Annotated in this window: 37 protein-coding genes; 2 read left to right on the forward strand and 35 right to left on the reverse strand. The window is 31.2% G+C overall.

What is annotated here, in order from left to right:
• Positions 1–45: 45 nt before the first annotated feature.
• The 33 genes from QRN68_RS14875 to QRN68_RS15030 all read right to left on the reverse strand — a co-directional run bounded on the left by QRN68_RS14875 (position 46) and on the right by QRN68_RS15030 (position 21624).
• A complete protein-coding gene (locus QRN68_RS14875; protein ID WP_285397680.1) occupies positions 46–516 on the reverse strand; it encodes a hypothetical protein in 471 nt (156 codons plus the stop codon).
• Between the two features lie 74 nt (positions 517–590).
• Positions 591–929: a hypothetical protein gene (locus QRN68_RS14880; protein ID WP_285397681.1), complete on the reverse strand. Its 339-nt coding sequence runs from the start codon at positions 927–929 to the stop codon at positions 591–593.
• 363 nt (positions 930–1292) lie between these two features.
• Complete coding sequence (locus QRN68_RS14885; protein WP_285397682.1) at positions 1293–1652, reverse strand: hypothetical protein; 360 nt, start codon at positions 1650–1652, stop codon at positions 1293–1295.
• Between the two features lie 38 nt (positions 1653–1690).
• Positions 1691–2146 (reverse strand): SMI1/KNR4 family protein, encoded by a 456-nt coding sequence (locus QRN68_RS14890; RefSeq protein ID WP_285397683.1) that lies wholly within the window; start codon positions 2144–2146, stop codon positions 1691–1693.
• Position 2147: 1 nt separating this feature from the next.
• On the reverse strand, positions 2148–2789 hold the full coding sequence (locus QRN68_RS14895; RefSeq protein WP_285397684.1) for a hypothetical protein: 642 nt from the start codon (positions 2787–2789) through the stop codon (positions 2148–2150).
• Positions 2790–2820: 31 nt separating this feature from the next.
• Positions 2821–2991: a hypothetical protein gene (locus QRN68_RS14900; protein WP_285397685.1), complete on the reverse strand. Its 171-nt coding sequence runs from the start codon at positions 2989–2991 to the stop codon at positions 2821–2823.
• Positions 2992–3055: 64 nt separating this feature from the next.
• Complete coding sequence (locus QRN68_RS14905) at positions 3056–3730, reverse strand: hypothetical protein (protein ID WP_285397686.1); 675 nt, start codon at positions 3728–3730, stop codon at positions 3056–3058.
• A 13-nt stretch (positions 3731–3743) separates the two neighbouring features.
• Positions 3744–4418, reverse strand: a complete 675-nt coding sequence (locus tag QRN68_RS14910) for a hypothetical protein (RefSeq protein ID WP_285397687.1) — start codon at positions 4416–4418, stop codon at positions 3744–3746.
• 71 nt (positions 4419–4489) lie between these two features.
• Positions 4490–4837, reverse strand: coding sequence for an immunity protein TriTu family protein (locus QRN68_RS14915; RefSeq protein WP_285397688.1), 348 nt, complete (start codon positions 4835–4837; stop codon positions 4490–4492).
• 784 nt (positions 4838–5621) lie between these two features.
• Positions 5622–6152: a hypothetical protein gene (locus QRN68_RS14920; protein ID WP_285397689.1), complete on the reverse strand. Its 531-nt coding sequence runs from the start codon at positions 6150–6152 to the stop codon at positions 5622–5624.
• Positions 6153–6287: 135 nt separating this feature from the next.
• The gene (locus QRN68_RS14925) at positions 6288–6737 is read right to left on the reverse strand and encodes an SMI1/KNR4 family protein (protein ID WP_285397690.1); all 450 of its coding nucleotides are present in this window, start codon (positions 6735–6737) and stop codon (positions 6288–6290) included.
• Positions 6738–7048: 311 nt separating this feature from the next.
• Positions 7049–7369: a hypothetical protein gene (locus QRN68_RS14930; protein WP_285397691.1), complete on the reverse strand. Its 321-nt coding sequence runs from the start codon at positions 7367–7369 to the stop codon at positions 7049–7051.
• 240 nt (positions 7370–7609) lie between these two features.
• Positions 7610–8035 (reverse strand): hypothetical protein, encoded by a 426-nt coding sequence (locus tag QRN68_RS14935; protein ID WP_285397692.1) that lies wholly within the window; start codon positions 8033–8035, stop codon positions 7610–7612.
• Between the two features lie 225 nt (positions 8036–8260).
• Positions 8261–8782, reverse strand: a complete 522-nt coding sequence (locus QRN68_RS14940) for a hypothetical protein (protein WP_285397693.1) — start codon at positions 8780–8782, stop codon at positions 8261–8263.
• A gap of 435 nt (positions 8783–9217) precedes the next feature.
• Positions 9218–9862 (reverse strand): hypothetical protein, encoded by a 645-nt coding sequence (locus QRN68_RS14945; protein ID WP_285397694.1) that lies wholly within the window; start codon positions 9860–9862, stop codon positions 9218–9220.
• Positions 9863–10037: 175 nt separating this feature from the next.
• Entirely contained in the window at positions 10038–11006 is a 969-nt protein-coding gene (locus QRN68_RS27090; protein WP_481817455.1) for a DUF5713 family protein, read from the reverse strand.
• Positions 11007–11324: 318 nt separating this feature from the next.
• The gene (locus tag QRN68_RS14955; RefSeq protein ID WP_285397695.1) at positions 11325–11972 is read right to left on the reverse strand and encodes a hypothetical protein; all 648 of its coding nucleotides are present in this window, start codon (positions 11970–11972) and stop codon (positions 11325–11327) included.
• A 285-nt stretch (positions 11973–12257) separates the two neighbouring features.
• Positions 12258–12833, reverse strand: a complete 576-nt coding sequence (locus QRN68_RS14960) for an imm11 family protein (RefSeq protein WP_285397696.1) — start codon at positions 12831–12833, stop codon at positions 12258–12260.
• Positions 12834–13342: 509 nt separating this feature from the next.
• Entirely contained in the window at positions 13343–13660 is a 318-nt protein-coding gene (locus QRN68_RS14965) for a hypothetical protein (protein WP_285397697.1), read from the reverse strand.
• 444 nt (positions 13661–14104) lie between these two features.
• A complete protein-coding gene (locus QRN68_RS14970; protein ID WP_285397698.1) occupies positions 14105–14476 on the reverse strand; it encodes a hypothetical protein in 372 nt (123 codons plus the stop codon).
• Positions 14473–14658 (reverse strand): hypothetical protein, encoded by a 186-nt coding sequence (locus QRN68_RS14975; RefSeq protein WP_285397699.1) that lies wholly within the window; start codon positions 14656–14658, stop codon positions 14473–14475. Before QRN68_RS14975 ends, QRN68_RS14970 begins: the two co-directional genes overlap by 4 nt.
• Positions 14645–15133 carry an SMI1/KNR4 family protein gene (locus tag QRN68_RS14980; protein ID WP_285397700.1) on the reverse strand — a complete coding sequence of 163 codons (489 nt, stop codon included), beginning with the start codon at positions 15131–15133 and terminating at the stop codon, positions 14645–14647. Before QRN68_RS14980 ends, QRN68_RS14975 begins: the two co-directional genes overlap by 14 nt.
• A gap of 275 nt (positions 15134–15408) precedes the next feature.
• Positions 15409–15732: a hypothetical protein gene (locus QRN68_RS14985; protein WP_285397701.1), complete on the reverse strand. Its 324-nt coding sequence runs from the start codon at positions 15730–15732 to the stop codon at positions 15409–15411.
• Between the two features lie 218 nt (positions 15733–15950).
• On the reverse strand, positions 15951–16511 hold the full coding sequence (locus QRN68_RS14990; protein WP_285397702.1) for an SMI1/KNR4 family protein: 561 nt from the start codon (positions 16509–16511) through the stop codon (positions 15951–15953).
• Positions 16512–16582: 71 nt separating this feature from the next.
• Complete coding sequence (locus QRN68_RS26955) at positions 16583–16660, reverse strand: hypothetical protein (protein ID WP_350224356.1); 78 nt, start codon at positions 16658–16660, stop codon at positions 16583–16585.
• A gap of 365 nt (positions 16661–17025) precedes the next feature.
• Positions 17026–17604, reverse strand: a complete 579-nt coding sequence (locus QRN68_RS14995; RefSeq protein ID WP_285397703.1) for an imm11 family protein — start codon at positions 17602–17604, stop codon at positions 17026–17028.
• Positions 17605–17764: 160 nt separating this feature from the next.
• Positions 17765–18253, reverse strand: coding sequence for a hypothetical protein (locus QRN68_RS15000; protein WP_285397704.1), 489 nt, complete (start codon positions 18251–18253; stop codon positions 17765–17767).
• A gap of 124 nt (positions 18254–18377) precedes the next feature.
• A complete protein-coding gene (locus QRN68_RS15005) occupies positions 18378–18848 on the reverse strand; it encodes an SMI1/KNR4 family protein (protein ID WP_285397705.1) in 471 nt (156 codons plus the stop codon).
• A gap of 70 nt (positions 18849–18918) precedes the next feature.
• Positions 18919–19179 (reverse strand): hypothetical protein, encoded by a 261-nt coding sequence (locus QRN68_RS15010; protein ID WP_285397706.1) that lies wholly within the window; start codon positions 19177–19179, stop codon positions 18919–18921.
• Positions 19180–19302: 123 nt separating this feature from the next.
• Positions 19303–19929 carry a hypothetical protein gene (locus tag QRN68_RS15015; RefSeq protein WP_285397707.1) on the reverse strand — a complete coding sequence of 209 codons (627 nt, stop codon included), beginning with the start codon at positions 19927–19929 and terminating at the stop codon, positions 19303–19305.
• Positions 19917–20093, reverse strand: a complete 177-nt coding sequence (locus tag QRN68_RS15020; RefSeq protein ID WP_285397708.1) for a hypothetical protein — start codon at positions 20091–20093, stop codon at positions 19917–19919. Before QRN68_RS15020 ends, QRN68_RS15015 begins: the two co-directional genes overlap by 13 nt.
• Positions 20094–20318: 225 nt before the next feature.
• Positions 20319–20654 (reverse strand): hypothetical protein, encoded by a 336-nt coding sequence (locus QRN68_RS15025; RefSeq protein ID WP_285397709.1) that lies wholly within the window; start codon positions 20652–20654, stop codon positions 20319–20321.
• Between the two features lie 517 nt (positions 20655–21171).
• On the reverse strand, positions 21172–21624 hold the full coding sequence (locus QRN68_RS15030; RefSeq protein WP_285397710.1) for a VOC family protein: 453 nt from the start codon (positions 21622–21624) through the stop codon (positions 21172–21174).
• A 116-nt stretch (positions 21625–21740) separates the two neighbouring features.
• Between QRN68_RS15030 and QRN68_RS15035 the strand changes: the two genes are divergently transcribed.
• The gene (locus tag QRN68_RS15035) at positions 21741–22679 is read left to right on the forward strand and encodes a helix-turn-helix transcriptional regulator (protein ID WP_285397711.1); all 939 of its coding nucleotides are present in this window, start codon (positions 21741–21743) and stop codon (positions 22677–22679) included.
• Positions 22680–23020: 341 nt separating this feature from the next.
• On the opposite strand, the gene QRN68_RS15040 is transcribed toward QRN68_RS15035, so the two are convergent.
• Positions 23021–24115: a DUF418 domain-containing protein gene (locus tag QRN68_RS15040; RefSeq protein WP_285397712.1), complete on the reverse strand. Its 1095-nt coding sequence runs from the start codon at positions 24113–24115 to the stop codon at positions 23021–23023.
• A 257-nt stretch (positions 24116–24372) separates the two neighbouring features.
• On the opposite strand from QRN68_RS15040, the gene QRN68_RS15045 reads away from it, so the two are divergent.
• Entirely contained in the window at positions 24373–25107 is a 735-nt protein-coding gene (locus QRN68_RS15045; protein ID WP_285397713.1) for a helix-turn-helix domain-containing protein, read from the forward strand.
• A gap of 173 nt (positions 25108–25280) precedes the next feature.
• On the opposite strand, the gene QRN68_RS15050 is transcribed toward QRN68_RS15045, so the two are convergent.
• Positions 25281–26003: an SDR family NAD(P)-dependent oxidoreductase gene (locus QRN68_RS15050; RefSeq protein WP_285397714.1), complete on the reverse strand. Its 723-nt coding sequence runs from the start codon at positions 26001–26003 to the stop codon at positions 25281–25283.
• Positions 26004–26123 lie beyond the last annotated feature (120 nt).

Here is a 26123-nt window from a genome sequence, read left to right on the forward strand (position 1 = left end):
CGCGTACGATGTTTTTATTTTTCTAAAGTGTTCAACTTGATTCTACTATTCGCCACAAAAATATTTCGAAGTAATTTTAGAGTCTCTAAATAAAGTTTCATTTTCTATTTTTTCTAAATTAAATCTGATGTTTGTACCTCGCAACATTGCAAGAGATTCTTGCATATCTAAACCATCAAAATTAATTGCTGTCACCACATTCGTTACATTTATATATATGTATTCATCTGAAATGCCTTTGATTTTTATTGGGAAGGTTTCTGTAATATCGGAAAATTCTTCCATAAAAAGCTTTTCAAATTTCTTTTTTATTATAAATGCATCTCCATAACAACGTGAATCAAAATCTAACAATTTTCCTCTATTAAGATTATCTTCTGAGATACCAAAAACCTCTTCGTTCCAATCCAGAGTAATCTTCTGTCCCGTAAAAATTGAAAAAAGACGAACATCTTCCTTATTCAAAAAAGTTAAATCTTTAAAATCATCGTCAGATACAAATCTATATACTTTCATTAACAACACCTCTCGTCTTCTCTACATATGTCTGAGACCCTTTATTACCCAATGAGGCAAATAATTTGGATTCATTAGCCATATAAATAATCGATAAAATTTTCAACAAGTTCATCGTTTTTATTTATCTTACTTAACATCTCATTTAAATCTTCTATAAAGCCTTCGAGCAATTCACAAGATTCATCATCTATTATTTCCCCATTATATTTTCCCTGTATTAATTCTAATGTAATTGACAGATAGTCCAGAAAATCAGAAAAAGAGTTTGCAATCGGAAAAAGAGCACCTGTTTCATAAGATGCCATGACTGGTGAGCCTTCTTTATCAGTTACAACCACGACAGGATCATCATTTATATCTGCAATGACAAGCCAAAATGGATTCCATTCTGGATCTTCTTTCAGATCCATTCCAATCCAACGAAACCCCGCTTGCCTATAGACAAGATTTTCAGGAGACCAAAGACGAAAAGGTGCGTTTCCTAAATCAATGCTCGTGCTTTTTAGCTTGTGACCATCATGACGGATATCACAAATTATTTCACAATGTTCATATTCTTACAAACATAATTCCTTCATATTTCAAAAAAGCTATCTCATATTCTTTTTTATTTTCAGGTACTCTTCGCTCAACTAATCAGTCACCCTAAACCCGATCTGTCTTTCTTGATAAAACAATTTCATTTCTAACACACAAAACAAATGTAAAGAGAGGGCTAATCGCTTCTTCTTTACATTTGCTTTGACCTTTTTTACAGATTTTTTCTCTGAACATTAGATTTCTGAATACTTCTCAAAGTTCCATCGTAATAATTTGCCTGAGAAATAAATGTCTGACTGACGGAAATCAAAAACTGAATCTATTTCATCCGAGAATGGAGCAAAATCAATATAATATAAACCCGAAATCTCTTTGATTTTTATACCAGAGGACAATACTACATTTGACATTCTTGGATTTTTTAATATTTTAAATTCTTCAAGTGACTCAATAATAAATTTAATATTGACCCATTCATTTATTTCAGTATCTTGAACAGAAATAACAATTTCTGCAGAGTTAAAGTTGTTAACTTTCAAACTTCTAATTAAACCATCAAAACCAAAATTAATTCTTTTTAACAATTCATTCATAAAAATAGCTCTCCAATAACAATTTTTTATTGGTGTTCCTATTCAAGATTATGAATGAAGGTTACAAAGCTGTTTGATAAAAAATTGATGCTTCTTTCTGTAACTTCTCCTAAGTCCATCCAAATAAGAACAACACTTTCGTTTTCTAGATCCATACAAAATAAATTACCATCCCAATCATTTGCAAACGGGAGATATTTTTTGGGGAGTTCATCTCTATTTATAAACTCAAGGTACCTTTCTTCTAGTATCCTTGAGTTATTTTTATATTTTATTGGAGAGAACTCGGCAATTTCTGTTTCAAGGTCAATATCTTTCGCATAATAACAAGGTTTAACTGGAACCCCGCCATTAAATTGTAAATAATGTTCTTTAAGCTGTTGTGGTAAATTAAATCCCAATTTAGTTTCAACATCGTTTAAATCGCGTATTGTTAGTTGAGTAGAACATTCTATAAACATCCTTTTCGCTCCTTTGTAACTACTTACGCTCATATTATTTTTTCCCCTTCCACCACACAACTTCACCAATCATAATCTTTTCTAATTTTTCTTCATTATCATAGATGAAATCATAACATAATGGTGTCTCTACATCAGAATTACAAGAAACTACCTTTTCCATTCTGTTAGAGTCATTATAAATATAGTTCATTGCTGACCAATCTTTTTTTCCACCAATTCCTACATCTATCCAACTATGTTCATCTAAAGGTTTAAATACGCTAATAGCTGATAATTTCGTAGGGAAATTACTCTCCGGATACCACCTTGTTACATACGCATTCACACTATTATCTCCATTTATAGTATATATTTGAGTTCCTGTACCAAATTTTATATCATTGTCAGCTTGTGGATACTGCATAATAATTAGTTGATCTAATTCATTAAATCCGAAAGAATGAATCATTCTTTTACTAAATCTTTCCCTTTCCGTTATATTTTTTAAAATTCTCCCCTTTTTAAATTTATTTATCTCATGAAAGTAAGGAAGATGAGTATAATATTCATCTGAAGCATATTTCCAATAAGAAACCTCTGATAACTTTGTATCGATCATACTGTCTATATTCTGTTCTACTTCACTCCACTTATCTAATAATTCATTTCGAATTTCAAATACTGTTGAATTCATCCTACTCCTCCATTAAACTAATAACATTTCACTATGTTTTTCCAACCGCCCTTTTCCACTTTTCACTTATATTTCTTGCAGCATTCCTTTGAATATGTTTTCCTCCGTGATAATTTCCAAGTGTTCTTGCTGCAGCTTTGTTTCTTTGAGAGCGTGCTGTTCCCTTTAGTCTTTCTCCATTTTCAGCTATATCAGGATTCAAACCATGTCGTTCCAATAAAACCTTGGAAAAAACTGCACCTCAGACATTATCCATTTCTAATAGCCTACTTGATTTTGGATTTTTTGATCTTCCACCTTAACTTTTCGACATCCATTTGATTTAGTTTCAATTGCTTTGTGTATATGAATATATCTTCGTTAACATACTCAAATCGAAATGTGGTAGTTGGTATAATATTTTTACTTTCATGATAGAAACCATTTCTTATAATTGTATCAATTGCCTGATTGCTATTATATGAATATTTATCCACCAAAAATGTTTCTTCGTTCAACTCTTCGTCTCCGTCCAAGTCAACGTCCTTTAAATAGAATAATACTTTTTCAATCACAGTCTCTTTAAGAACTACACAATATACTTGTTCTAAAACTATCTCATCATTATCGTTATTTAGAAACCTAAGATACAGTTTCATTCCATCTTCTTTTATTAAAAAAACACTGCCCCATCCCTTATTTTCATTATCATAAGAATAGTACAGTTCACCATTTTTTAACTTATTTACTATTACACCTTTATTAGATTTGGGCTCAGCTTTATAGATTTTTGGCTCCTTTAATTGATTCAGTGCATTTTGGTATGGAAAATATTCCAAAAACGAATCACTCCAAATAACTGTATCATTTTCTACTTCTTTAACTCGGGAAAGCATTTCTTCGTATGAGTCGTAATATTTTTCAAAAATTTCGAGCAGCAAATCGTATTCTTTTTCTATCACCTTGTACACTTCCCTAATTTTTTGCTGGACTAATTAAAATCACATTTTTTGAATTGAGAACCTCTAAACAATTGTATTTTTGATTTAAAATTTCAATTGTTTTTCCATATTTCATAAGAGTGATATCTTGGATAACTAAAAAAGGTAAGCCATTCAGTTTTTCTCTTATATCGTTAATAGAAAGTTTCAAATTAAAACATTTTCTTATTTCCATAATAAATTTGTTTGCATCATTTGGTATTCTGACAACATACACTTTTACCACATCTATCAAATCAAGTTCGTTTGAAGGAGAATCTTCTTCATCTATAACAGGATTATTTTCAAGCCAACTGAATAAATCAATATCTAAAGAATAAAAAGGTGACGACAATGCACCCAAATCTTGATAGTATACGTTTAGTTGGTCGCTATCCTTTTTTAAAAACACTCCTTGACCCCCACCATCATCCCCAATCAAAATATAATCTGATGCGTAAGCACTTACTTCGTACAACCCGTTCCTTTCCTCGGCAATATCAAAACCATAAATATTTATTCCATTTTCAAATGTAACTTCCTTAAAAAATTTCCAAAACTCAATTAGCCTTGTATGTATATTAGTTTGAAAACTGGTATTGATCTCATTTGCATCAATGTTTCTTTCTGTTCTAGTGATTAAAGGTGTCGACTTAAAATTTATAATCATTGATTTCCTCCAATTAAATGTAACTTAGTCCTTATAATACTTTGCTAATTTTTATCTTTTTGAATTCCATACTATGCACTATTCTCTTTATCATTTAACTTGCTCATAAATAGCAACACTGTGTTAATTAATTCATTTAAATTTGAAAAAAAACAGTTTTCATTAATAAAATTTTCATCATTTTTCAAATCTATAGCTTCTAGATACACTGATTTCTCTTCCCAAAGCGTTAATCTTGCTATGAGATTTTTACTATCGAAATCTATTTTCAAACAATAATAGTGGTTATCAATTGGATGAAATATATGTTCAATATTGAATAAACCAGGAGATTTTAATGATGACCTACCTACTCTGTCAAACCATTCTTCAAAATCTTTTAAAATATTCTCACTACCTTGAGCAAACGATTTTTCCATCAATATTTTCTCCTTTTATAACAACATTTTTCACATCAAGCAATTCGGAATCGGTAATCCCTTCTTTGCCGCCATCCGCCCCACAATGAATCTTGTCCTACGATTTTTACTCATCCTTTTTGTAGTGGTTTTATACTGGAAGTGGAACATCAAACTCACCTTAAAGTGCTCTATTTTCGCTTGTTTACCGAATGCCATAATGTCAGCTGGATATGTTTCATGCGTCGTTCCAGTTGAACTTTCAATCACTTTCATCCCTAGACCGTCTGTCCAACGTCAGTAATAATTAGACTAAGGAACCCAAACCACATTATCACATATAATACCATTTTATACATTTAGTGATTATATACTAAAATTAATATGAAGGGAGATTTCTTCCGCTTTTTTCATCCTTACGATAGACACTCATTAAGTACATCCGGCATATAAGTAATAGATTTTATGCAATGATTGAACTAATTCTAAAACAAGGAATCTAACAAAAAAAATATGTAAAGAAAAAGATTATGACATCTTCTTTACATATACTTCTGAATTTTCAATTTTATCAAAACATTAAAATCATCAACGATTCAGCTAATTATTATCTCTTTTGCCTTTTTCAAATTATGACTATTTAATGTACAAACTATTGCTAATTCATTTAAAATATCTTTGGCATCAGTCGTTATTGTAAGATTGATTCAAGACAGGGTCCTCGAAGCAGTGATTGAAAAATGTACTTTTCAATTATAGTATTTAAATCCATATTTAGTCATATTTAGTTTTAAATGAAGTTAAACTAAATTGAAAACCCGTAATCCTCAGCAATCTCTTTTATTTCCACTGAATTATGGTTACTACAAAAAGATAAATGATTATTTAGTAACTTTTTAAAACCTAATTGAACATATAATTCAGCAACTCTTCTATATTTCCATTCTTCATCATCTGGTCCCAAAATGGGAATCTGTTCTATATAACTCTCAATATTTTCTTCTAACCATTTTCTATTAACTAATCCAATCACTTTTCTAGAGTAGGTAATATTCGTTGGATTTCCATAAATCGCTATATCAACTAATTGTGGCATGAATTTTTCTATGATTTTCAACTCGTCTGGATGCGTGAAATACTGCAAAAACCCTAAAGCCATTGTACATTCATGTGGTGAATCAAAAGCTTTCTTCAGAATATTATGCATATCTTTATGTTTCATCAACAAATATCTAATAGCATTACACTCATTTTCTATAAATTTGTACTTTCCCCAAATATCACTATCATTATTTTCGTCAATAAAAAATCGAATATTAATGTCTAACTTGGACATTTTCTTCCTCCACAGTTACTTTGAATTGATTATACTAAGAGTGTTGCATGTATAAATGCCTTTCATTTATTTTTCGCTATAATTTTACTTTTCAATATTTTTAATATTGATTTTTACTTACTTATTTAATTTAACTTAATATTTACGTTCTTCCTCTTCTTCATCTAATAAGTAATTAAAAAAGTCAGAAAAATCCTCCCATACATCTGGCTTAGACATAAAATCCTGCTTTTCTAATTTAGTTACTTCTACAGAGTCAAGCCACATAATTGATGGCTTGTTTTCAGTATCCATAACAATAATACTTTCAGCTTCTTCAGCTATAACAATAAATCTGGTTGGTAAGCCAATCGCATCTCTGATTCTTAAAGTTTCGCCTATAAAATTAGTTGGCTCAGAAAGTAAAAAAGAAAGGATATCTATCCCACCAATAATACCTCCGCTGTAGAATCCTGATATTTCACGGAAATCATTAGGTAACTTTATTTGAAGTTCATGTTCAATTTTATCTAAGTACCCTTTAGAAATTCCATCAATATCATACAAAGCTCGGTATTTATTTCGTAATTCTTTCTTAGCTTTCATATTCCATTCACCTCTAAAATTTATTTTTCACAGCGTGCTTTAAATCTCGTGTATCAACACTAAATTGAAGTCTATTTATTAGTTGAATAGAATATGGATTATTTTTTCATTTTCTCCAACCCCATGAAATGAGCACTTGCCTCTACTAACACTCCACTCGAATCTTGACCTAAGTGATGTAACGTTACAAAACTACCACCAGAAAGTTAAGGTGCTAAATCCATATTTATTCGCAGTACCTATTTGCTAACTTTTCTCTATACAAGTTAGCAATTATCAATCAATTATGAAGAAGAAGATTGGAGTAAATATTAAATCTCTTCCAGCTCATATTGCAAACTTAGGCTTACAATCACTTTACAAATTTCCTCAATTAACTTACTTTCTTGCACTCTTCTGTTACCAATAGTCCAAATGTATATTTCATCCTGGTCATTTTCTATAGTACACCATTGATTCCAATTAAAATCGTCATATGGAAATACTATTACTTTTTGATCCATAATTACATCTTTATACATTTCATTAGACTTAAGGACAGAGAATATCTTCTCGATCACCATATCTATTTTTTCTTTATCTTCAAGAACTATACTGTATTCAATACCCATAGTATTTACACCCTTATCCATGATTTCTTCCTCTTACTCTAGACAAGTCATTCGGGTTTTTAATACCAATATGCGTTTTATTAGTGTTCACTAATTACTTACCATGTCATTTAATACATCACCATTATATCTCTATAGTAGTAAATTAATATACTAAGAACATCCGTTTCCCCCACCATTTTATAAGCATCTCCCTTTGAACCTTCTGATTTAAATGGATGTCCGCCTATCATAATTACGGGCTTTCAATTCAGCATCTTTTCAATTGCTTTTATCCATTTTCTCATCAGCTCTTCTAAGTCCTTCTGGCAAAATAAGATTGTATTCTTGAGCCACAACTTCAATAACTTCATCATAACTTTCTAGAAAATAATGCTTAAATCCTTTTTCAACCAGTGTCTTTTGCTGATTCAAAAAGTCAGAATCAATCACTTCACAAAAACACGTATCTAATACATTTTCGTTAAAATAATCAAGACCACAAAGTCCAAACTTGACTACATTTTTAAAAATGAAAGAGATATCTATGTATCGTTCGTCTGTCGAGATATTTGATGCCAACTCTGTTGCTAAATTTAACGAAAGTTCAACTTCTCTTGGAAATCGATCCATAGCTAACTTATTTAAAATCAACGCATCTCTAGCATTAATTACACCCACTGTTGTATCTATTAATCTGGTTCTCATTATGCCCTCCATTTCTTTACCTATGGCAACGAATTTCAATTGTCCTACCGGCTGTTTCAGTGCTAAACCGTGTATCTAAATTCATTTTCCCTAAATTTTCTTCAGTCGCCCATTCACCTTTGAATTAACCCTCTCAAGCAGCATATAGTCTTCTATTATCTACTGAAGAAACCTTACTTAACTATCTCAATCTAAAATCTTCTACTTTTTATTTTCTTGATTATCCTATAATAACATCCATATACTTTTAGGATTTATTTTTTCGTATACTATCATATTACCAACTGAAACTTGAAGAAAAAATTTTTCAAACACACTGTCTATATCCGATATTTCACAGTCATTTACTATTTGAATTTCATCTTGCAAAAAAAGAATGATTAAAGAACTGACTCCATTAATGTCAGATAAATAAATCCCTAATAACTCATGAAAATTAGGATTAAAGTATAGTCTGATACATTCTGTTTTAAAAAGATTAAAATCGTTCTCTTCATATTCAATTAATTCATCATAAGTTGCAAATAGATTAAAATCATCCAAATTATGTACTTTATTTACGGAAATCAATGGATTAGTCCCTCTGATGTAAAAACCTACGACATCTTCGTTATTCTTCTTTAAAAAAAGAACTTGATCTAAACGTTCATTATCTTCCTTATCATGTAAATAGATTATATTTGTAAATTCCTCTTTCCATAAGAATTTATCCATTTTTTTAGTAAACGATTTTATATAATTATTCATATTCGTCACCTCAGTAAATCTAATTCCCCTAGTAATTTACTCGATAATAGGTCTCCTTTTTTATGTAATGTATCGTGGTTGTCCCCCAAGACTTTTATGTTGCCACATAAATCCGCCACAATCTGACTCCTGCAGGAAAGCGAGTTACCCGTAGCGGAAATCAATCTCTTCGAATTAATCCGAATGTATAAAAATGGTTAATCAACACACCTAAAAATATATTATTTCTAACACAAAAAACACATGAAAAGAAAGGGTTATGTGTTTTCTTTACATGTGTTTTTGGTATCTTATTTATTAATTTCAAGTGATTCATGTACAATAATCCCACCAATTCCTATTGAAGAATCAAGATAAGATATTTGATAACTACTCATAATTCCTCTAACTTCTCTGATCTTGACTTACCATTTCTATGTTTAATCATACTTTTTTTTACTTTCTACTGGTATACAATAGATCTTCAACAACTTTTAGATTTTTTTTCAATTGTTTCGAGTAAATAAGTACATCTCCATTTACATACTCAAATCTAAATGTCCTTGTGGATAAAATTTTTATTTTTTCTCCAAAGAAACCGTCTCTAATAATAGTATGAACAGTCGAATTGTCATTATAAGAATATCTGTCAACCATAAACGTTTCTTCGTCCACATCATCGTCCCTTAAGTAGAATAATATTTTTTCTATCACAGATCCTTCATATATTATACAATAAACTTGACTTAAAACCATTTCGTCATCATCGTTATTTAGAAATCTAAGACAAATTTTCTTTTCAACTTCATTTATAATGAAAGAACTTCCCCATCCCTTATTTTCAGCGTCATAAGAAAAATACAGTTCATTGTTTTTCAACTTATTCACTACCATTCCTTCCTTAGATTTCGGTTCCTTTTTATAAATTTTTGGTTTTGGTAATTGATCTAATTCATATTGATATGGGTATATTTCTAGATAAGAATTGCTCCAAATAATCGTCTCATTTTCAACGTCTTCAACTTGATGAAGCAACACATTGTATGAGGAACGATAGTCCTCGAATATTTTTACAATCATCTCGTAATCTTTTTCTATCATCTTGTACACTTCCCTAATTTTTTAGTTGTTATTGTTTCCCATGTCCTTCCTTTGTTCAGTTCTTTCTTTATCTTTTTCAGTTCCTTTTTAAACTCTTGTTTATTCTTTCCATCCAATCTATTAAACATTTTACCTTTACTATCAAAATAATAGAAAACTGTGTGCAAATTAGCTACTACCAATCTCTTTCTCGAAGAGCATCCTCAACATCAATACCTATCTTAAAATATTGTAAAATCGATTCTACCGTATTAGCAATTGAATCTCTTGCAACAGTCTCTATTTCACTATTATTTTGTTCAAACTCACCTACCAAACCGTTAATAGCTATTGTCATTTCATCAAGTTTACTTTGAATAATCTTCTCTACTTCATGTTCCCCTTTTTCTATAAATCGAACAACTTGCAGAATACATTCCTTTACTTTATCTACTAAAAATTCTGGATAGAATGGATCGCTATACATATTAATTAAATAATTAATTTTAGTTCCTTGTTCTCTTTTTTGTCGGTTCTCATTTTTATCCTCTACTCCAAACTTCGGAACTCCAGCTTGCCACATTTCTTCAACAGTTTTCAATGGATACTTATCTTCACCAATCAACTGTTGCTCCTTTAATGGATCAATCCAATGATTATTATCTATCGATATAATTAATCGACGTATAAGTTGGTATCCAGTATTAAATCCAACAAATTCATAGTCATTTAAAATGTTTGAATCGTTTCTATCAATGTTATAATGAATAATCTCATTACCCATAATACCTTGATCACCAATTTTTGGATCTATTCTTACCAAGTTATAAATCAGTTGGTTATCGCTATAATCAGACCGATTCCCCCACTGTGCTCTGTCACTACTAATGAAAAGCTCTGGGATTGGAACTTTTAAATTAGGGCTAATATTTTTTGCTACCTTTCCCATCGATGATGTTTTGAAAAAACCTTTTAAAACCATACATACTCCAAATGGTTTCAAATTATTTAAGTCAAACGGCTTCTCATTAAAATTATTAATTTCACTCGTGAAATTAAAAAAAGCAACGTATGGATTTTCTAATAATTGAGCAATGATGTATAAATCTTCTTTTAATTGTATTGAATGAATATCGTTTTTCTTCCAGCTAAACCTTTTTAACATATCAACACCCTCTCTTGTCTTTTTTACAAGTCGAAATATTCACTCATTTTCCAAAATATCAAAACGGCTACAAGGTGTCATCATAATATTAAAGCTCGATTGATTTCCATAGGCTGTCATGTTGATAAGCTATCCAACGATCACCTGGACGTTTAAATCCTCTGAGCCTATCTTGCAAGACTTGCTCATACGTTCTTGTCAGCTCATCAAAGCCGAGATATTCCCTTTCGTATCACAGATGGTGAGCAGGATTTTTAACCTATCTATCTTAAAGGGGAGCATATCATTCTCTACATATACCATAGAAGTCAAACAATTTTAACCATATAAGTAATCAATAAAATTTTCAGCATATTCTTCTTTTTTCAAAGTTTTACTCAAAGAAGATTTTAACGTCACAATAAATTCATCGTAGACTTCGAAAGTTTCTTCATCCATTATCTCTCCCTTAAATTTTTCATGTATTACTTCTAATGTCACCGAAAGAGAATCTAGAAAAGCTGAAAAAGAATCTGCAATTGGAAATAAGGCGCTAGTTTCATAACTTGCCAAAACAGGTGAATTTTCTTGGTTTGTTACAACTACAATTGGATCATCATCCTTATCTGCAACTACAAGCCAATTTGGATCCCAATTTGTATTCTCTTTTTTTTCGTTTCCAATCCATCGAAAACCTTCTTGCCTCCGACCCAATTTATCAGGTGAACAAAGAGCAAGGAGGTTATTCCCTAAATCAATATCTGTACAATCTAATTGATATCCATCAGGACGAATATAACAAATTATTTCACAATGTTCATAAAAGAATTTTAACTCAGAAGAAAGGTAAATTTTTTCATCTACGTGTAGTTTTACTAATTCTGACCTATAACGTACTCCACCATTTTTTTCTATTAGCGACTCCTCTTTTGGATATTGATTCATTGCCTGGACAAATTTTAATACTGAATTCTCTAGTTGTTCCACAAAAACTCAATCCTCTCGTTTATTTTTACATTTGATATATTGTTTCATCATTTTTTGACGGTTTATTAAACATAAAAAATACTCCCCATTAGTAATCACATTTTTGTTTTTTTAATCTGTTTACTTAAAGGGGAGCATATTATTCTCCATATATATTTTTATATTCCAATTGAAATATCTCATATTTTTTACTTAAAAACTATTATTTTCCTTTATTTCATTTCGGAAAATCTCTTAATATTGAATGAAGAGTACTCCTTAGATGTCTTTATCACAAGTGATGCATCATGCCAAAAACTCTGGTCTTAGGCGACTGCCCTCTTTTGCAAAGAGTAATCCTTTTAGTTTATTCTTTCTATATCCTTCAACAAAAGCCTCAGATACAACTATCATGGAAGGTCTTATGCTCATACGATAAAAATGCTCTTGTCCAAGTTTTTGATAATCAAAGTATATACTTGTGATTCGACCAATTTTTTTAGGATCGTTTGCAGTCATATCGTATTCCGATTTCTGATCATCAAAACAATCAGAAACAGCCAATATATTCAGTGCAAAGAAATCTGTGTTCATTTCACCTTTTTCATCTACAATAACGGCCGGAAAAAATTCACAAGCGTTGTTAGCGATTTCCTCTAAAAAAATCTTCATTTTTAAGCTTACTAAAGGCGCGCCAACTGATGGTAACATGTCGTACTTGGTAACATATTTATCAAGTTTATCAACTTTGTAATAAATACTTTCTATACTAAAAGATGATACTCCTGATTCTAATTCATAGGATTTCACCTGATTCTTTTCATCATCTTGGTAAAAATAAGCATCCCTTTTATAGAATTCAACTAATCTATAGTACTTCATTCGCACCACTATCCTTTACTATGTAATTGAATTTTTCCATTCCTCAATTTTTTCTAGTATCTCTAATTACCTTTTCATTTTCATCTCTATTATGCTTTTGAGTCCAATTTTCAGCAGCTTGTCCTTCTATAGTAAATCTGTCCAATTCTTCTTTCATAAATTTACTATAATCAGTATGTAAGCTTTGCTCACTGAAAAAACCTCCACTTATCTCATCGGCTTAAAGATCTTTGGTGCTTAATTGGATTGAGGCAAAGCGATATACAAATAGTAAGATTAACTTTTCCCTATCGCTTGTTATCAACATTAGAAACCCCAAAACCGCAAATACATACAAAATCATTGTTTAAACCTCGGGCTTTTTCCAAACCAAGCCGAATTAACTAAATATTGGATAATAATAGCAAGCAAAAAGCACATGTGCAAAAAGTCTTTTCTTTACATGAGCTTTGATTTTGGTTTTAATTTAGTCTTTCTATCAAAACAGACTGTGTATAAATTTTAATGAATCAGATGGATGCATCGCTAAAGCATTCTAAAACCATTGCGTCCAAATCAATCCAGATATCCTCAAGTTTGTTCCCGAAATCCGTAGCCTTTCCATTGTGCTCTTCGTAAGTTAGAAAAATATTTCTAATAATTTGAGGCATACTGTATAATATCAATGCCAGTTCTTTATCGATAACTTTCTGAGACTTTAATTCACCGGACAAATTACTCAATATTTCAATTAATTCTTGATATTCTGCGTCATTAATTTCCATTTGATTTCTAACTTTGTCAACGAACGTATTACTCAACAATCTTTTTTTTAATAAATTGTCCATTACATCCACCACCTTCTATATCACCTTTTATTAAAACTTCTTGATGTTCAGCAGCGGTATTACGTCTAAATGGTGTCTGCAAATGTTGACTTGCCTTTGTAGCATTAGAGACATCAACAATATTGCTAGAGTCATTTTCGATAAATCAATTTTAACTATAGGAATAGTATTAATTGTATTTGGACCACCAGGAGGAGCAAAAAATTCAGCAGATTCTTAGCTTCTTGTTGTAGAAACACATGGGTTTCTAGAATGTTATGTTCCTGCAACATGTTGATTTAGTATTGTTTTGTGAGCTAGTTTTGGCTTTAGAATACCTTGCCCACTTTTTCAAAGGATTTTTGCTACACTTTAGCTATTTTACAAGTATAGCCACTAAATACACGAGATGAGATGGATGAAGCAGTTCTATTTCTAACAATTTTATCTATTGTTTGACAACAATTAATCAAATGGATATTCACAATGCCAGCCTTGTGTAAATTTTGATGCATCAACTTTCATCAAATCACATATCTCATACAATTTTTCTTCTGTATCAAAACAAAATAAAGTAAAATCTCTAAAATCTGAAGGATTCAACCCATCACTATTTTCAAAAGTTTCTTTGTCAATTGTCATGCTTATAACACAAAATTTGTTATTTCTAGCTAATTGAATAAACTCGTATGACTGATGATTAATACTATATTTCTCAATTATATGAAAACCCACCCACGAAACCAGCTTATCATCTTCATAGGTCTTTTGAGCAACAACTGAATATGCTTTATGACTAAAAATCCCATACCAAATTTTTGTATCTAATTTGTTCAACTAAATTTCCCCTCATTTTTCATGACAGCCATTAATTTTCTTTTTACCTCAAACTCTAACTGCGGAATCATAGCTCCATCCAATCTAACTCTGATTACCTTCCCATCAACTGGATGTAAGATGTAGTTATAATGCATGTCCCTTTTAGCATCAGAAATGGTTATGTATTTAATCAATTTCATCGTATGCATCTCCTAAATTAAAATGCTCATTAAGCCAATACCAATATTGCCCTTCGTTTTGTAGAAGTCTATCTAACAACTCTGTAAAAGAAAATGCGATAATTTTACTATCACCTACAACCCCATGTCTATCATAAAAACTATCATAACACCTTCCTTTGCGATTTCCCTCTAAATCAATTGTTAAAAATTCACCATTTCCATCATCTGCAACAATATACCAGTATGAAGTAATATCATTTTCGCATTTTTCACCTACAATCACAGGATTTGCCAAAACAAATTCCTGAGGAGGCATTATATTTATATTATAATCAGCATTTTGAAATAATTTTACACCTCCGCAAACTTCGTAAAAATCTTGTACATCTGCAGGCAATTCTAAATTATCCTCAGTTTTTGGAATACCTTCAGGTGGTAACACTAGGTAATTTGGCATACACTTTATTTTTTCAATAATATCTTTCACATTCACTTACGTCCCCCCATAGTTATCCGAACTAAATATGTCCTATCGTCGATACCCATAATCGGAAAGCGATTCTTTTATCCAGTACAATCTCCTGATTTATCATTACTTTCATTCATACACTAAGCCTCATTCGCTGACCGAATGTACTAAAATCATCGAAACTATCTGGGAACCTTATCAAAATCGTAATTAAACAAGCAACAAGAACGAAAACTATAATATGAGGATAAATGTTCGTATCTTCTTAGGGTTGAAAAGAAAAAATTCCATACAACGCCTTACCTAACACAAAAATCAACTTCTTTTGCAATAATTTCAATTAACGTTTCCCTATTCCAGGCCGGCAATATCTTAAATAGTTTGTAATCAATTGCTGATTCCTTTAATTTGTTACATGTTTCTTGTATTTTAATATTATCAATTTCAACAATAAAGTCTCCTACCTCCTCACCTATAGCATCAAGCGCTTCTACACTAATCGTATCTATAAAAATTATTTTTTTTAACTCTTCCTTCCAATCTAAGTACGTCATACACAGATACGTTTCAACCAATTCAAGTTTTACAATTGTGGCATCGTATAGAGTAATATTTTCATCCATATTAAAAACCCTTCCTTTTAATTTATTTGCATTTAACTTAAAGACATCCCGTACTGCCTCTTGATAAATTTTCTTCAGATAAAAAAACCCAGTTCCACTTCGGCGATTAATACGGATTCAGTGGAGTGATTTAATCCAGTATCCACTTTATTTTTCCACTTAGAACAATAGATTTATTAAGTTACAATAAACATTGTTTCGATAGCTCTATTTAACATTTATTTGATTACTTCTTTCCAAAAGTCTATACTTTCTGAGTCAAATGTTTTTATTATTATATCTAAAAACTCCGTTTGGGTGTTTTGAGTTCTATGAAAATATGCTGTTCCTAACGTCTGAATTAGTTTCGTAAAAGATTCCGCTATTTTTATTTTTTTATTAAATGGTGTCTCTGAATCAAAAACGTAAATATTCCCACTATATACATCCATAATAAATGTGAAGTAATCCTCAGTTGCTATACATATAAATCGATTAGAAAAATTTGTTTTATCTTCATTAGATAAATGTTCATGGAGGCTTATTAACTTTTCTAGATAATTAGTTTCACTCCCAAAATGTACCCCTAAAATACTAAAATCACCAAAATCGTAGTTTAAAATTAAATTAACAAAATCATCAGGGAAATTCATCCCAAATCTTCGCTCTACTTGCTCTACATTTTTTTGCATCTCAACTTGTTTCTTTAGTCTTAATCCTGTGACAATTGACTCTATAGGAATAAAATCTCTATCTAAAATTGTTGTTATTTCATCAATATTTAATAACGTATTATTCATAATATTTCACATCCTTCATTTACTATGCCCAACTCCACCAGAAACAACGTGTGTTTCCCCTGGTACTGGTATTACAATCTCTCAGAATTAACATGATGATGAATTAACACACCCCATTTATAACCTGCGTGTTCTGGGAAATGCTTAATCTATATGTCATCTATTTAGGTGATACCATTAATTTAGAATAGTTATCTACTAAAATTGATTCGATGTAGTTAATGTCTGTGGATTCAATTCCGATCATCTCTCCCAGAAAATGTAATACTATTTAATCCAAGCTTTCTTGTAAGTAAAAACAAGTACATATCTAACAAAAAAACATATGTAAAGAAAGAGGTTATTGATTTCTTCTTTACATATGTTTCGGTATTTAATAACAATCATTTAGAATAGGCTGTAGTACAAACTGTTTAAATCTTATTACTTTGCAGTATCACGAGTATCAAATTCCCTTTTAGAGATTTTTGAATATTAAATACCAATTTAATTCGCATTAGGTTGTGATCCTACTCTACATTTCGACGAATTCCGGTCGTTGGGTACTTCCCTCTTTAACAAACATTACTCCCTTTATCTTTTCATCTATACATGCTTTTACAAAAATATCATCAACGGTGATATTTCCTGTATATTCTTTCATTCTTACAATATGATGCCCATTTAGAGAATTTGTTACATATTTTATAGATAATAGTTTGATTGGTCCATCAGGTAAAGATTTTATTAATGGTCTATATTCCGAGTTCTCCATATCTAAACAAGGTACTACATTTAATACATTCATGACAAAAAACGATTCATTGATTTCGCCCGTCTTTGTGGACGTTATAACTGCAGGTATGAACTGACAATCTGAACCTAATCCTTCTATCAGCTTTTTAAATTTTAAACTTACCAATACTCCCCCTATTGTTGGCAAAATATCATACTTGTTTAAATAAGTATCAAATTTATCTACTGAATAAAAAAGTTTCTCATCTAAAGCATAGACATTACCTTCTTCTAAGTCAAACTGATTAAAAGTGTTCTTTTTAGTGTAACAAAAAAATACATCTCGTCTGTAATTGCTATATAGCTGATAGTAACTCATAAATATCACCCTTCACAATGTAATCTTGTTTAACCTTTTCTCACAAAATAAAACCTATGTAAAGAAAGTGTTTATATCATTTCTTTACATAGGTTTTGGAATCTTTATAAAATCACATGAGCATCATCTTCATGTTGTTAATTATTTTTCTAACTCCTCGTTATAAGTTAGGTATATCAATACCTAAGCTTTTTTCGAGAAAGTTCTTTATTACTTGGATGAATATTTGTTCCATTTCAAGTATATCTTTTTCTAGTTCATTTGTTAGTCCTTGAAACTTAAACGCATCATAATCTACATCTCCAAACTCCGAAACAATATCTCTAGTAATTTCAATATCGTTAAAATCAGAAAAGAGAATTACAAACCCTAATGCAACATCATTTGGACGCTGTCCATAATAATCTTCTACATCTTTAAAAAAAGTGTAATGCAAGCCATAACCTATAGGAGTAATTTCCTTATCACCCCGCAAAAGCTTCCCTGTTGAAATATTTCCGATATCCATTCCTTTTTTTACCAACTCTCCCAACGTACCACTATCTTCCAAAAATTTATTCACTTTGGATTCTACACTAAATAAAAAGTTTGATAAAAAAACATGCAGTTGTTCATAATTTTTTTGTTTTAAAATATCTTTTATTTCCATACGTCCCCTTATAACATACACCTTAGATGCAGATTTTAATTCTTTGTGTAATTTATGAGTATTTCCTTTTATATTCCAATTACCTTAGGCTTCAAGTATACTCATTCCACATTTACATGTACCCCTACTCTTCCCTATATTTTTCGAGCATTTCAAGAAACTCGAATAGATTGTCAGCAATATCAATGTGTGTATATGGCATTTCAGCTTCTTCATCCGGCTCATCAAAAAAACATGCACAAACTGTAGGTTCTTTGAAATTAAAATCCAGATATAATATGTTACCTGATCCATCTTCCCCAAACGGAATATATAACTTATCCCTCAAAACATTCTGTGTAATCATAAAAAGTACATTTTCAGAAATTGAACTTTCGATTTCTTTTGCCAATAGTGGATATAAAAAGCTGATATTAAATACTTCTTCATCTTCGTCATAGATAGTATTTTCTTCTGGTGCTCCACCGTTTGAAAATTTATAAAATTCAACATAAGAATCTGGCAACTTTTTTTCTATAGTTTTTTCTAACTTAACAAAATCATCCTCTAATACTGGTCGTTTATCATATCTACTAATGAATTTTATTTTTCTCATAATTTTCTCCTAGTAACATGGTCCAGCTTTCTCTGTCTCTTTCTTTTTGAATTTTTTGGCGCTCCATAAGCTATAGCACATCGATTCTCTCAATTTCTTGGCCAAGTTCATTGTACTGCATTGACGCTGTCCAATTTTCTTGCTCTGAGCGAGAGGCTGTGATTTGCGACACATTCCCCATTTCATTACGAGCAACATCGATTTTTGCACCAAAATTACTCGGAATCTGTGAACGGTTGCCTAATTCATCATAGCTACTTGCAATCCAATAGTCATTTTGCCACTTCTTGATCAGTTGTCCAGTTGGGTCTAGCTCCAGCTTTACAGTCACATACTCATTTTTGTCTGAATTAACGAACCATTTTTGTCATAACCGAACGTCTCCTAGATATCATCATAATAATCAGCTCGAATGACATTTCATAGACCGTCATGTTGATACGCCGTCCAACGATCACCTAGAAAGAGTGATTTTCTTTTTTGAACCATCAGTATTTTTTAATTGTTCTACAATATCTATGTAATTTTTAAAGGTAGTAATATCCAGATTTACCTTATATATATAATTTTCCATTATTGTAACTATATTTTCTTTTAAATCGCTTGGAATTTCATCTATTTGTTCCTCGATTACCCACCGAAATAAGAGTATAGACTCTTTTTTAGGAGCAATTTTCGGAATCGATAGTATATACTCCCACTTTTCATTATAATTGTTAAATTGAGAGAAGTAAGGAACACATGAAGCAATAGCAAACTTAATTTTATTATTTTTCGATTCAATGTGTCTAACTAAGAAATCATATAAATTTTGAGGTTTAACTTCGAATCTCCAAGAAATATTTGTAACTGTTTTTATAATCTCCTCTAAAATTTGGTCATCGGCTTCATACTTTTGTCCAATTTTTATTAACTTTTCGATTATAGTTGGATTCGAAAAAAAAGCCTTTATATCGATACCAAGCTCCTGTCTTGTCTCTCTATTTATTTTCTTTATTAAAGATAATACATTTGTCGATGATGCAGTTTCTAATTCATCAATTATCCTTAAAATTTCTTCACCATATTTTATCCTGGACATTTAATCTTTCCTCCCTTATCCACAGATACCGTGGTTCCTTTTTCCTTCATTACTCCATCTATTTCTTCTCGACTAAAAAATTTCCTATCACCTAATTTATCAAGTTGATATGCATGGTAATATCCTGGTGATACTGGTGTTACTAGTCTTTCTGTATTTTCCAAATAGAGTGAGCCATAAACGTTCTTAAAAAAGGCTTCTAGCGTTTTTGATTCCTCGTGTCAAAAAACTTATCTCAGTTGAAGATATACAATTAATATACAGAAAAACATATGTAAAAAAGGTTTATGCTCCTAAACATATCTATTCAACGTAGGATTCCCATCAATTAGCCCTAAGAAAGTGCTTGGTCATCAAATAAAGGAGGTCATTATTTTTACCATAAAGTCCTAATAAAACAAATCTTTCTGAAGTAACTTTAATTGCTCAATTCTCTCATCTAAAAAATCTCTATAGCTTTCTCGTGTAAAACCCTCTGGCCATCTGCCACTACAGAAGGCTTCGTGTGAAATTGTACCTATTATTATGTCGATGATTTCAACGCAATAAAATACAAAGGATTTATTATAATAATCATCAGCTGAATAGTCCTCTATCACTTTCCTAACCAACTGTTGCATTTTTATAAATGATTCTTCATTCCATTCTGCATTCATCCTAATGTAATATGCTAACTCCTCATCAGAATCATTATATTCAAGAAACTCTTTTAAACTATCTTTCATAACATTTAACCCGTACAGGTAATAGCACTGTTAGGTATTCCTCCTTCCACTAAAACTTATCTCCTAATTTATTTTAGATTGATTCCATCATGCCGTAAGCAATGGAGTACCATGCGAGATGTAATTAACATAAGTGTAATTAAATTCTATGTATTGCTGTGAAAAATTGATTTAATGACTTAAAGCATCGAATAATTGCTAGTTTGGAGGAATTATGATGTTCGACCGATGCCTAACTGAAAATACTAGATTATTTAGAAGTGCATTCCTGCCATAAAGGTATTATTTGGTTACTTTTATCTGTAAATATGCTAATAAACCGTTGATAAAAAGTCAACATCAGCATTCAATATTTTACAGAATAGACTAAATATACTCCTAAAGTTTCGGGAAATAAGAATTTCTTCAATCACCCCAATCATTGGACATCAAGAAATCCTATTTTCGGGAAAACATCCTTCGTAAAAGAATAGACCCACTTAAAGAACATATTTATAGATATCCAATGCCTGAAGCTTCAAGTGCTTAGTCGATCATCAAACATTAATTGAATTTGAACACCAAACGGATCTTCAATAATTCCGTATGCTTTACTAAAAATATTATTTGATAAAGGAACAATAATTCTCACTCTCTCATCTGTCGTCAAGCTTTTGTAAAAATGTTCAATTTCTTCTAAGTCCGCACTTTGAATACACAATGAAGTGTTGTTCCCTACTACATATTTTTCTGTGATATCCATTGTATCCTCTGCCATCATTATCTTTGTTTTTCCGATTGCTAAGACGGAATGAGTAATATAATGTTTATTCTCCTCAGTAATCTGCAGCGAGCTATCACGTTTCGCCATGTCCTCATAGGTAACGAGTAACAATTCCACTGCATTAAAATGCTTCTTGTAAAAATCGACCGCTTCTTTTGTCTTTCCGTTCATGGATAAGAATATAGCTACTTCCAGTGTTGTACTCATGGTATCAATCTCCCTTAACAAAATGATTGTAGGTAAATATCTTATCAATTGATATTACCTTGACCTTATTTTAAGATGTAAAGGTATCAAAACATGACACCTTTAAGGAGCTTTACATGAAAAAATCAGAAAGATTAAATGACATGATTAGATACTTGAACAGTAGGGAGTACTTTAATCTAAACGATCTAATGGCTAAATACAATATTTCAAAAAGTACTGCTTTACGTGATATTAGTTCATTAGAACAATTAGGTATGCCTATTTTTTCGGAGCATGGCAGACATGGCCGTTATGGTATCTTAAAAAATAGATTGTTATCCCCTATTATTTTTACGATTGATGAAGTGTTTGCTTTGTACTTTGCCATGCTAACGCTAGAATCTTATCAATCAACCCCATTTCATTTAAGTGTTCATAAACTAAATGAAAAATTTGAAAACTGTCTATCTAAAAATCAAATACAGCAGATTCACAAAATGAAAAAAGTCCTGCAATTTGAAGTAAATCAACATAAAAATGTTAGTCGCTTTTTAGATAAAATTCTAAAGAGCATTCTCAATGAAAGCATCTGTAAGATTCGATATTTGAAAAATAACGAGCAAAAAAGTTACCATATTCAATTTTTCAAAATTTCCGCTAAGTTTGGTCAATGGTATGCTACTGGGATAGAGTTAAATACGAATAGATATAGAGTTTTTAGATGTGATAGAATAACCTTTACTGAAGAACAAGATTTCCACTCTCACTTTTCTATAGATGAACTTATTAGTCGTTCATTAGAAATTTATCAATCTGACAAGAGTATTGACTTTGAGGTAGAAATTTTAGCACAAGCAAAGGATCTCTTTTATAAAGAACATTATCCTTCCATGAAAATAGAAATTGGTAATAAAACAGTCGTGAAGGGATTTTATAATCCTGGAGAAGAGGAATTTATCGCCAACTATTTTATGAGATATGGACATGATGTTATATCCGTGAAGCCTGCATCATTAAAACAATTTATCCAAGATAAAATAGAGAGCCTCTTCAATCATTATCAGAAATTATAAATTAGCGATCATAATGTTAAAACCTCGTTTATTTACTTTTAGTACCAAGGAATCAAATCGTATTTAGTACTTTTACAGGATGACAATGAAATTACAAAATATATTCAAGCACATCAAAATCTACTTCATCATGAAATCATACGAAACCTGCTACACCTCTCCCCTCTATACGGTTTAAGGGATTCTCAATATTTAACATTAATTAAGGCAACAATTAAAAATATAGAGTGAGAGTGAGAATGAAAAGTAGTGGTGAAAGTTGCACCACTACTTTTTGCCACTTAAAGAAACAACACTCTTTATTCTGTTTGCCTTAACGTAACAGCCATGCTACTACAATATTAATTTGTCATTTTTCTCATAATCCATTCAATCGGTCCTCTTTTAAATTTTTTGCTCCATAAAACAGAAAAGAAAATACTCGCTACGAAAAACAATAGTGTAAATAATACTGAAAATGCTAACGTTTGGTTTTCTAACCTATTTAATAAAGTTAATATGCCAACACCGATGAATACATGGCTTACATAATGCGTTAATGTTAATTGTCCTGTTTGAACAAGTGATTTTGTCAACCATTGTCCTGCAAACTTTTCTGCGATATAAATAGAAGCAACGATGGCAATGATCGCAGAAGCGGAATTTGATAACATATATAAAATGTTTGGTGGAATTGGCCCTGTTTGAAACAAAAATTCAGCACTGTTTACATCTAACACCGATAGCGATAGTCGTATTAATACTTTTGAAAGTACCTCTACTGTTACGAGTAAAACCACAGAAATAAACAACATTTTATTTCTTACAGCTTTCTTCGATAAATCAAGTCTGCCAAGGAGCATTCCAAGCAAAAAGAAACAGATCCAAGGGAATACTGGATGATACCCATTAAACAAAAGATTCCTAATAAAACCTTCAATCGTCCAAAAATCTAGATATTCCATAAACGGTTGATCTGGATGCCATCCTTTCAAATAATTCATTGTCACTTGTAAGACTTGCGAGGTTATTAAAATAAGGCTAGATAGAATGATCATCAGCTTTGTAGAGGCTACGATAAGAAATGATCCAATCAACATATAAACACCATAATAATGGAGGATATCCCCAGTCCAATCTGCCACATATAAAAGTAAACCTAGAATAAAAAGAAAAGCGCAGCGTTTCCATAATTTCACCCTATTTTCTTTAATGTAAGAAAGCTCACCTCCATTTCTGGCTTTTCTTGTCATCAACGCAACTCCGATACCAGCTAGCGTAACAAAAGTGGCTGATGCTCTTCCTTCGAAAAGTCCAGTAAACCATCTAAGCCAATCCGGCCCATTTCCTGTCGCTCCCATAATAATTTTAAAATTGACGATCAGCATCCCAAACATAGCCAATGCTCGAGCAAAATCTAACCCTTCAATACGTTTAGATTGTAACGGTTCGGTCATAACTGTTCCTCCTTCTGTTAATCACCATCACTATAAACTATAGGGTTGACCTAATGTCAAACCAACTTTTGTTTGTGTTCACCTCTGCACAATTTATTCATTAGTAGAGGCTAAAACACACATCGAAAATCCGTTAGCTTTATCACATGGGATTTTCATTCATTCTCATTGATAACTGTTTGAGGTTTTATCTTAGGTTTATTGGTTGACACTAGGCTAGCCCTAGAGCTTATATTTATCTAGAGAAGAGGGATATTATGGATGAAACTATTACAATAAATCAATTGGCTAAAATATTTGATATCAGTCATCATCAAATACGATATTACGAAGAAAAAGGGCTCTTATTTCCATCCTACACGGATAATAATAGGTATCGAAAATATTCGCTGAAGGAAATTTATCAACTTGCGCAAATATTAATGTTGAGAAACTTAAATCTTTCAATCGCACAAATTAAAGAGGTTTTAACTTCGTATGAAAAAAATGATTATTTGAAGTTATTAAAAGAGAAATCAAAAGAACTTTCCGATGAAATAAACAAACTACAAAAAATAAAAAAGGTAGTTGATCACCATTATGTAAATATGACAAACCAAAAAGTAAATTCAACAAAATACTTAAAAAATAAACATTTAGAAAAAATAATCACTTTAAAAACAAATGAAACTTTATCAGCCAAGGATATGTTTAAATTTCAATTATCCAAGCAATTTTTTTATAGTGATATTATTTATGTTTTTGAAGAAGATGAATATCATATATGTATAGAAACAGAACGGAAAACTGATTTCATCATGAATGAAGGTAAATATAGTTCAATATTTATTTTTGGGGAATCTGATGATGAATTTGAGGAACAAATAGTATCCATTATCGACAAGAAAAATACCCCTATCTATGTAATGGAGCTCTCAAGCGGCATTTTTACTAATAGTAATATTCTTGAGTTAGAAGTTTTAATCCCCGAAAAAAATAATTTATTAGAATAGTAACCACACGCTAGACAATGTTATATCTGTTCATCCGGAGCCAAGGATTCCGAAAGCTGTTATTACAGTAGGCTAGGAGTTTTGCTCGTACTAAACAACTTTACGAGCTCCATCATTCATAATGATAACGGCTCACATGTTGAACAGAATCGATCAACATGTGAGCCGTTTTTTTATACATTCATATCTGTAATCGCAGGAATATTTATTTCCTTTACACATGAAACTGGTGATAAATTAATCACACATTGGACAATGGCTACAATATCTTGTACAGGAATACGTGTACCTTCATACAACTTAATTGCTTTGTCAGCCCCTTCTTCAAAAGGTACTTCAGCAGCCAGTTCTCCTGGGTTAATACACGTTACGGCGATCTTATCTTTTCTCACATGCTCACGCAAAGCATTTGTAATGCCTCGCAAGCCAAATTTAGATGTAACAAACGAAACTTGCGCATTGTTCGTATGATCTAAACCTGCTGTCGATCCTATTAAAATTATTTTCCCATTTTCGGCCTGTCTTAAATTAGGTAATAGCGCCTGAATATATGTAATCGTGGAAGTTAAATTGATATTAATTAAGTTTGCTATATCCTCAATCTCATCTTTATCAAACGAATAGTCATCTTCAAAACCACGCTTTTCCCATACTCCAACATTGTAAATTAATACATCAATAGCAATGCCTTGTAAAGCTTCTTTTAAAGCAGGAATATGTTGTTGACTAGATAAATCAATAGTCAGCCATTTACGATTTACGCCATCATTTATATCTAAACTATTTGGTCGTGTGCGTGACACCACCCATACTGTATCCCCTTTTGTTGGTAAACCCTTTACAAATGCATCACCTAATCCTTGGCTTGCTCCAAATATAATAAAGTTCTTACTCATCCAATCACCCCTTCTATATAACTACAACGTAAGTATAGTTAATATCAAATTTAGTAACAACTAAAGGCTCTTCACCAAAACGTGTGGTTGATTTCCGTTCCGACTGGGCGCTTTGTTGCT

It is taken from the genome of Lysinibacillus sp. fls2-241-R2A-57, assembly GCF_030209535.1.
GTDB lineage: Bacteria > Bacillota > Bacilli > Bacillales_A > Planococcaceae > Lysinibacillus.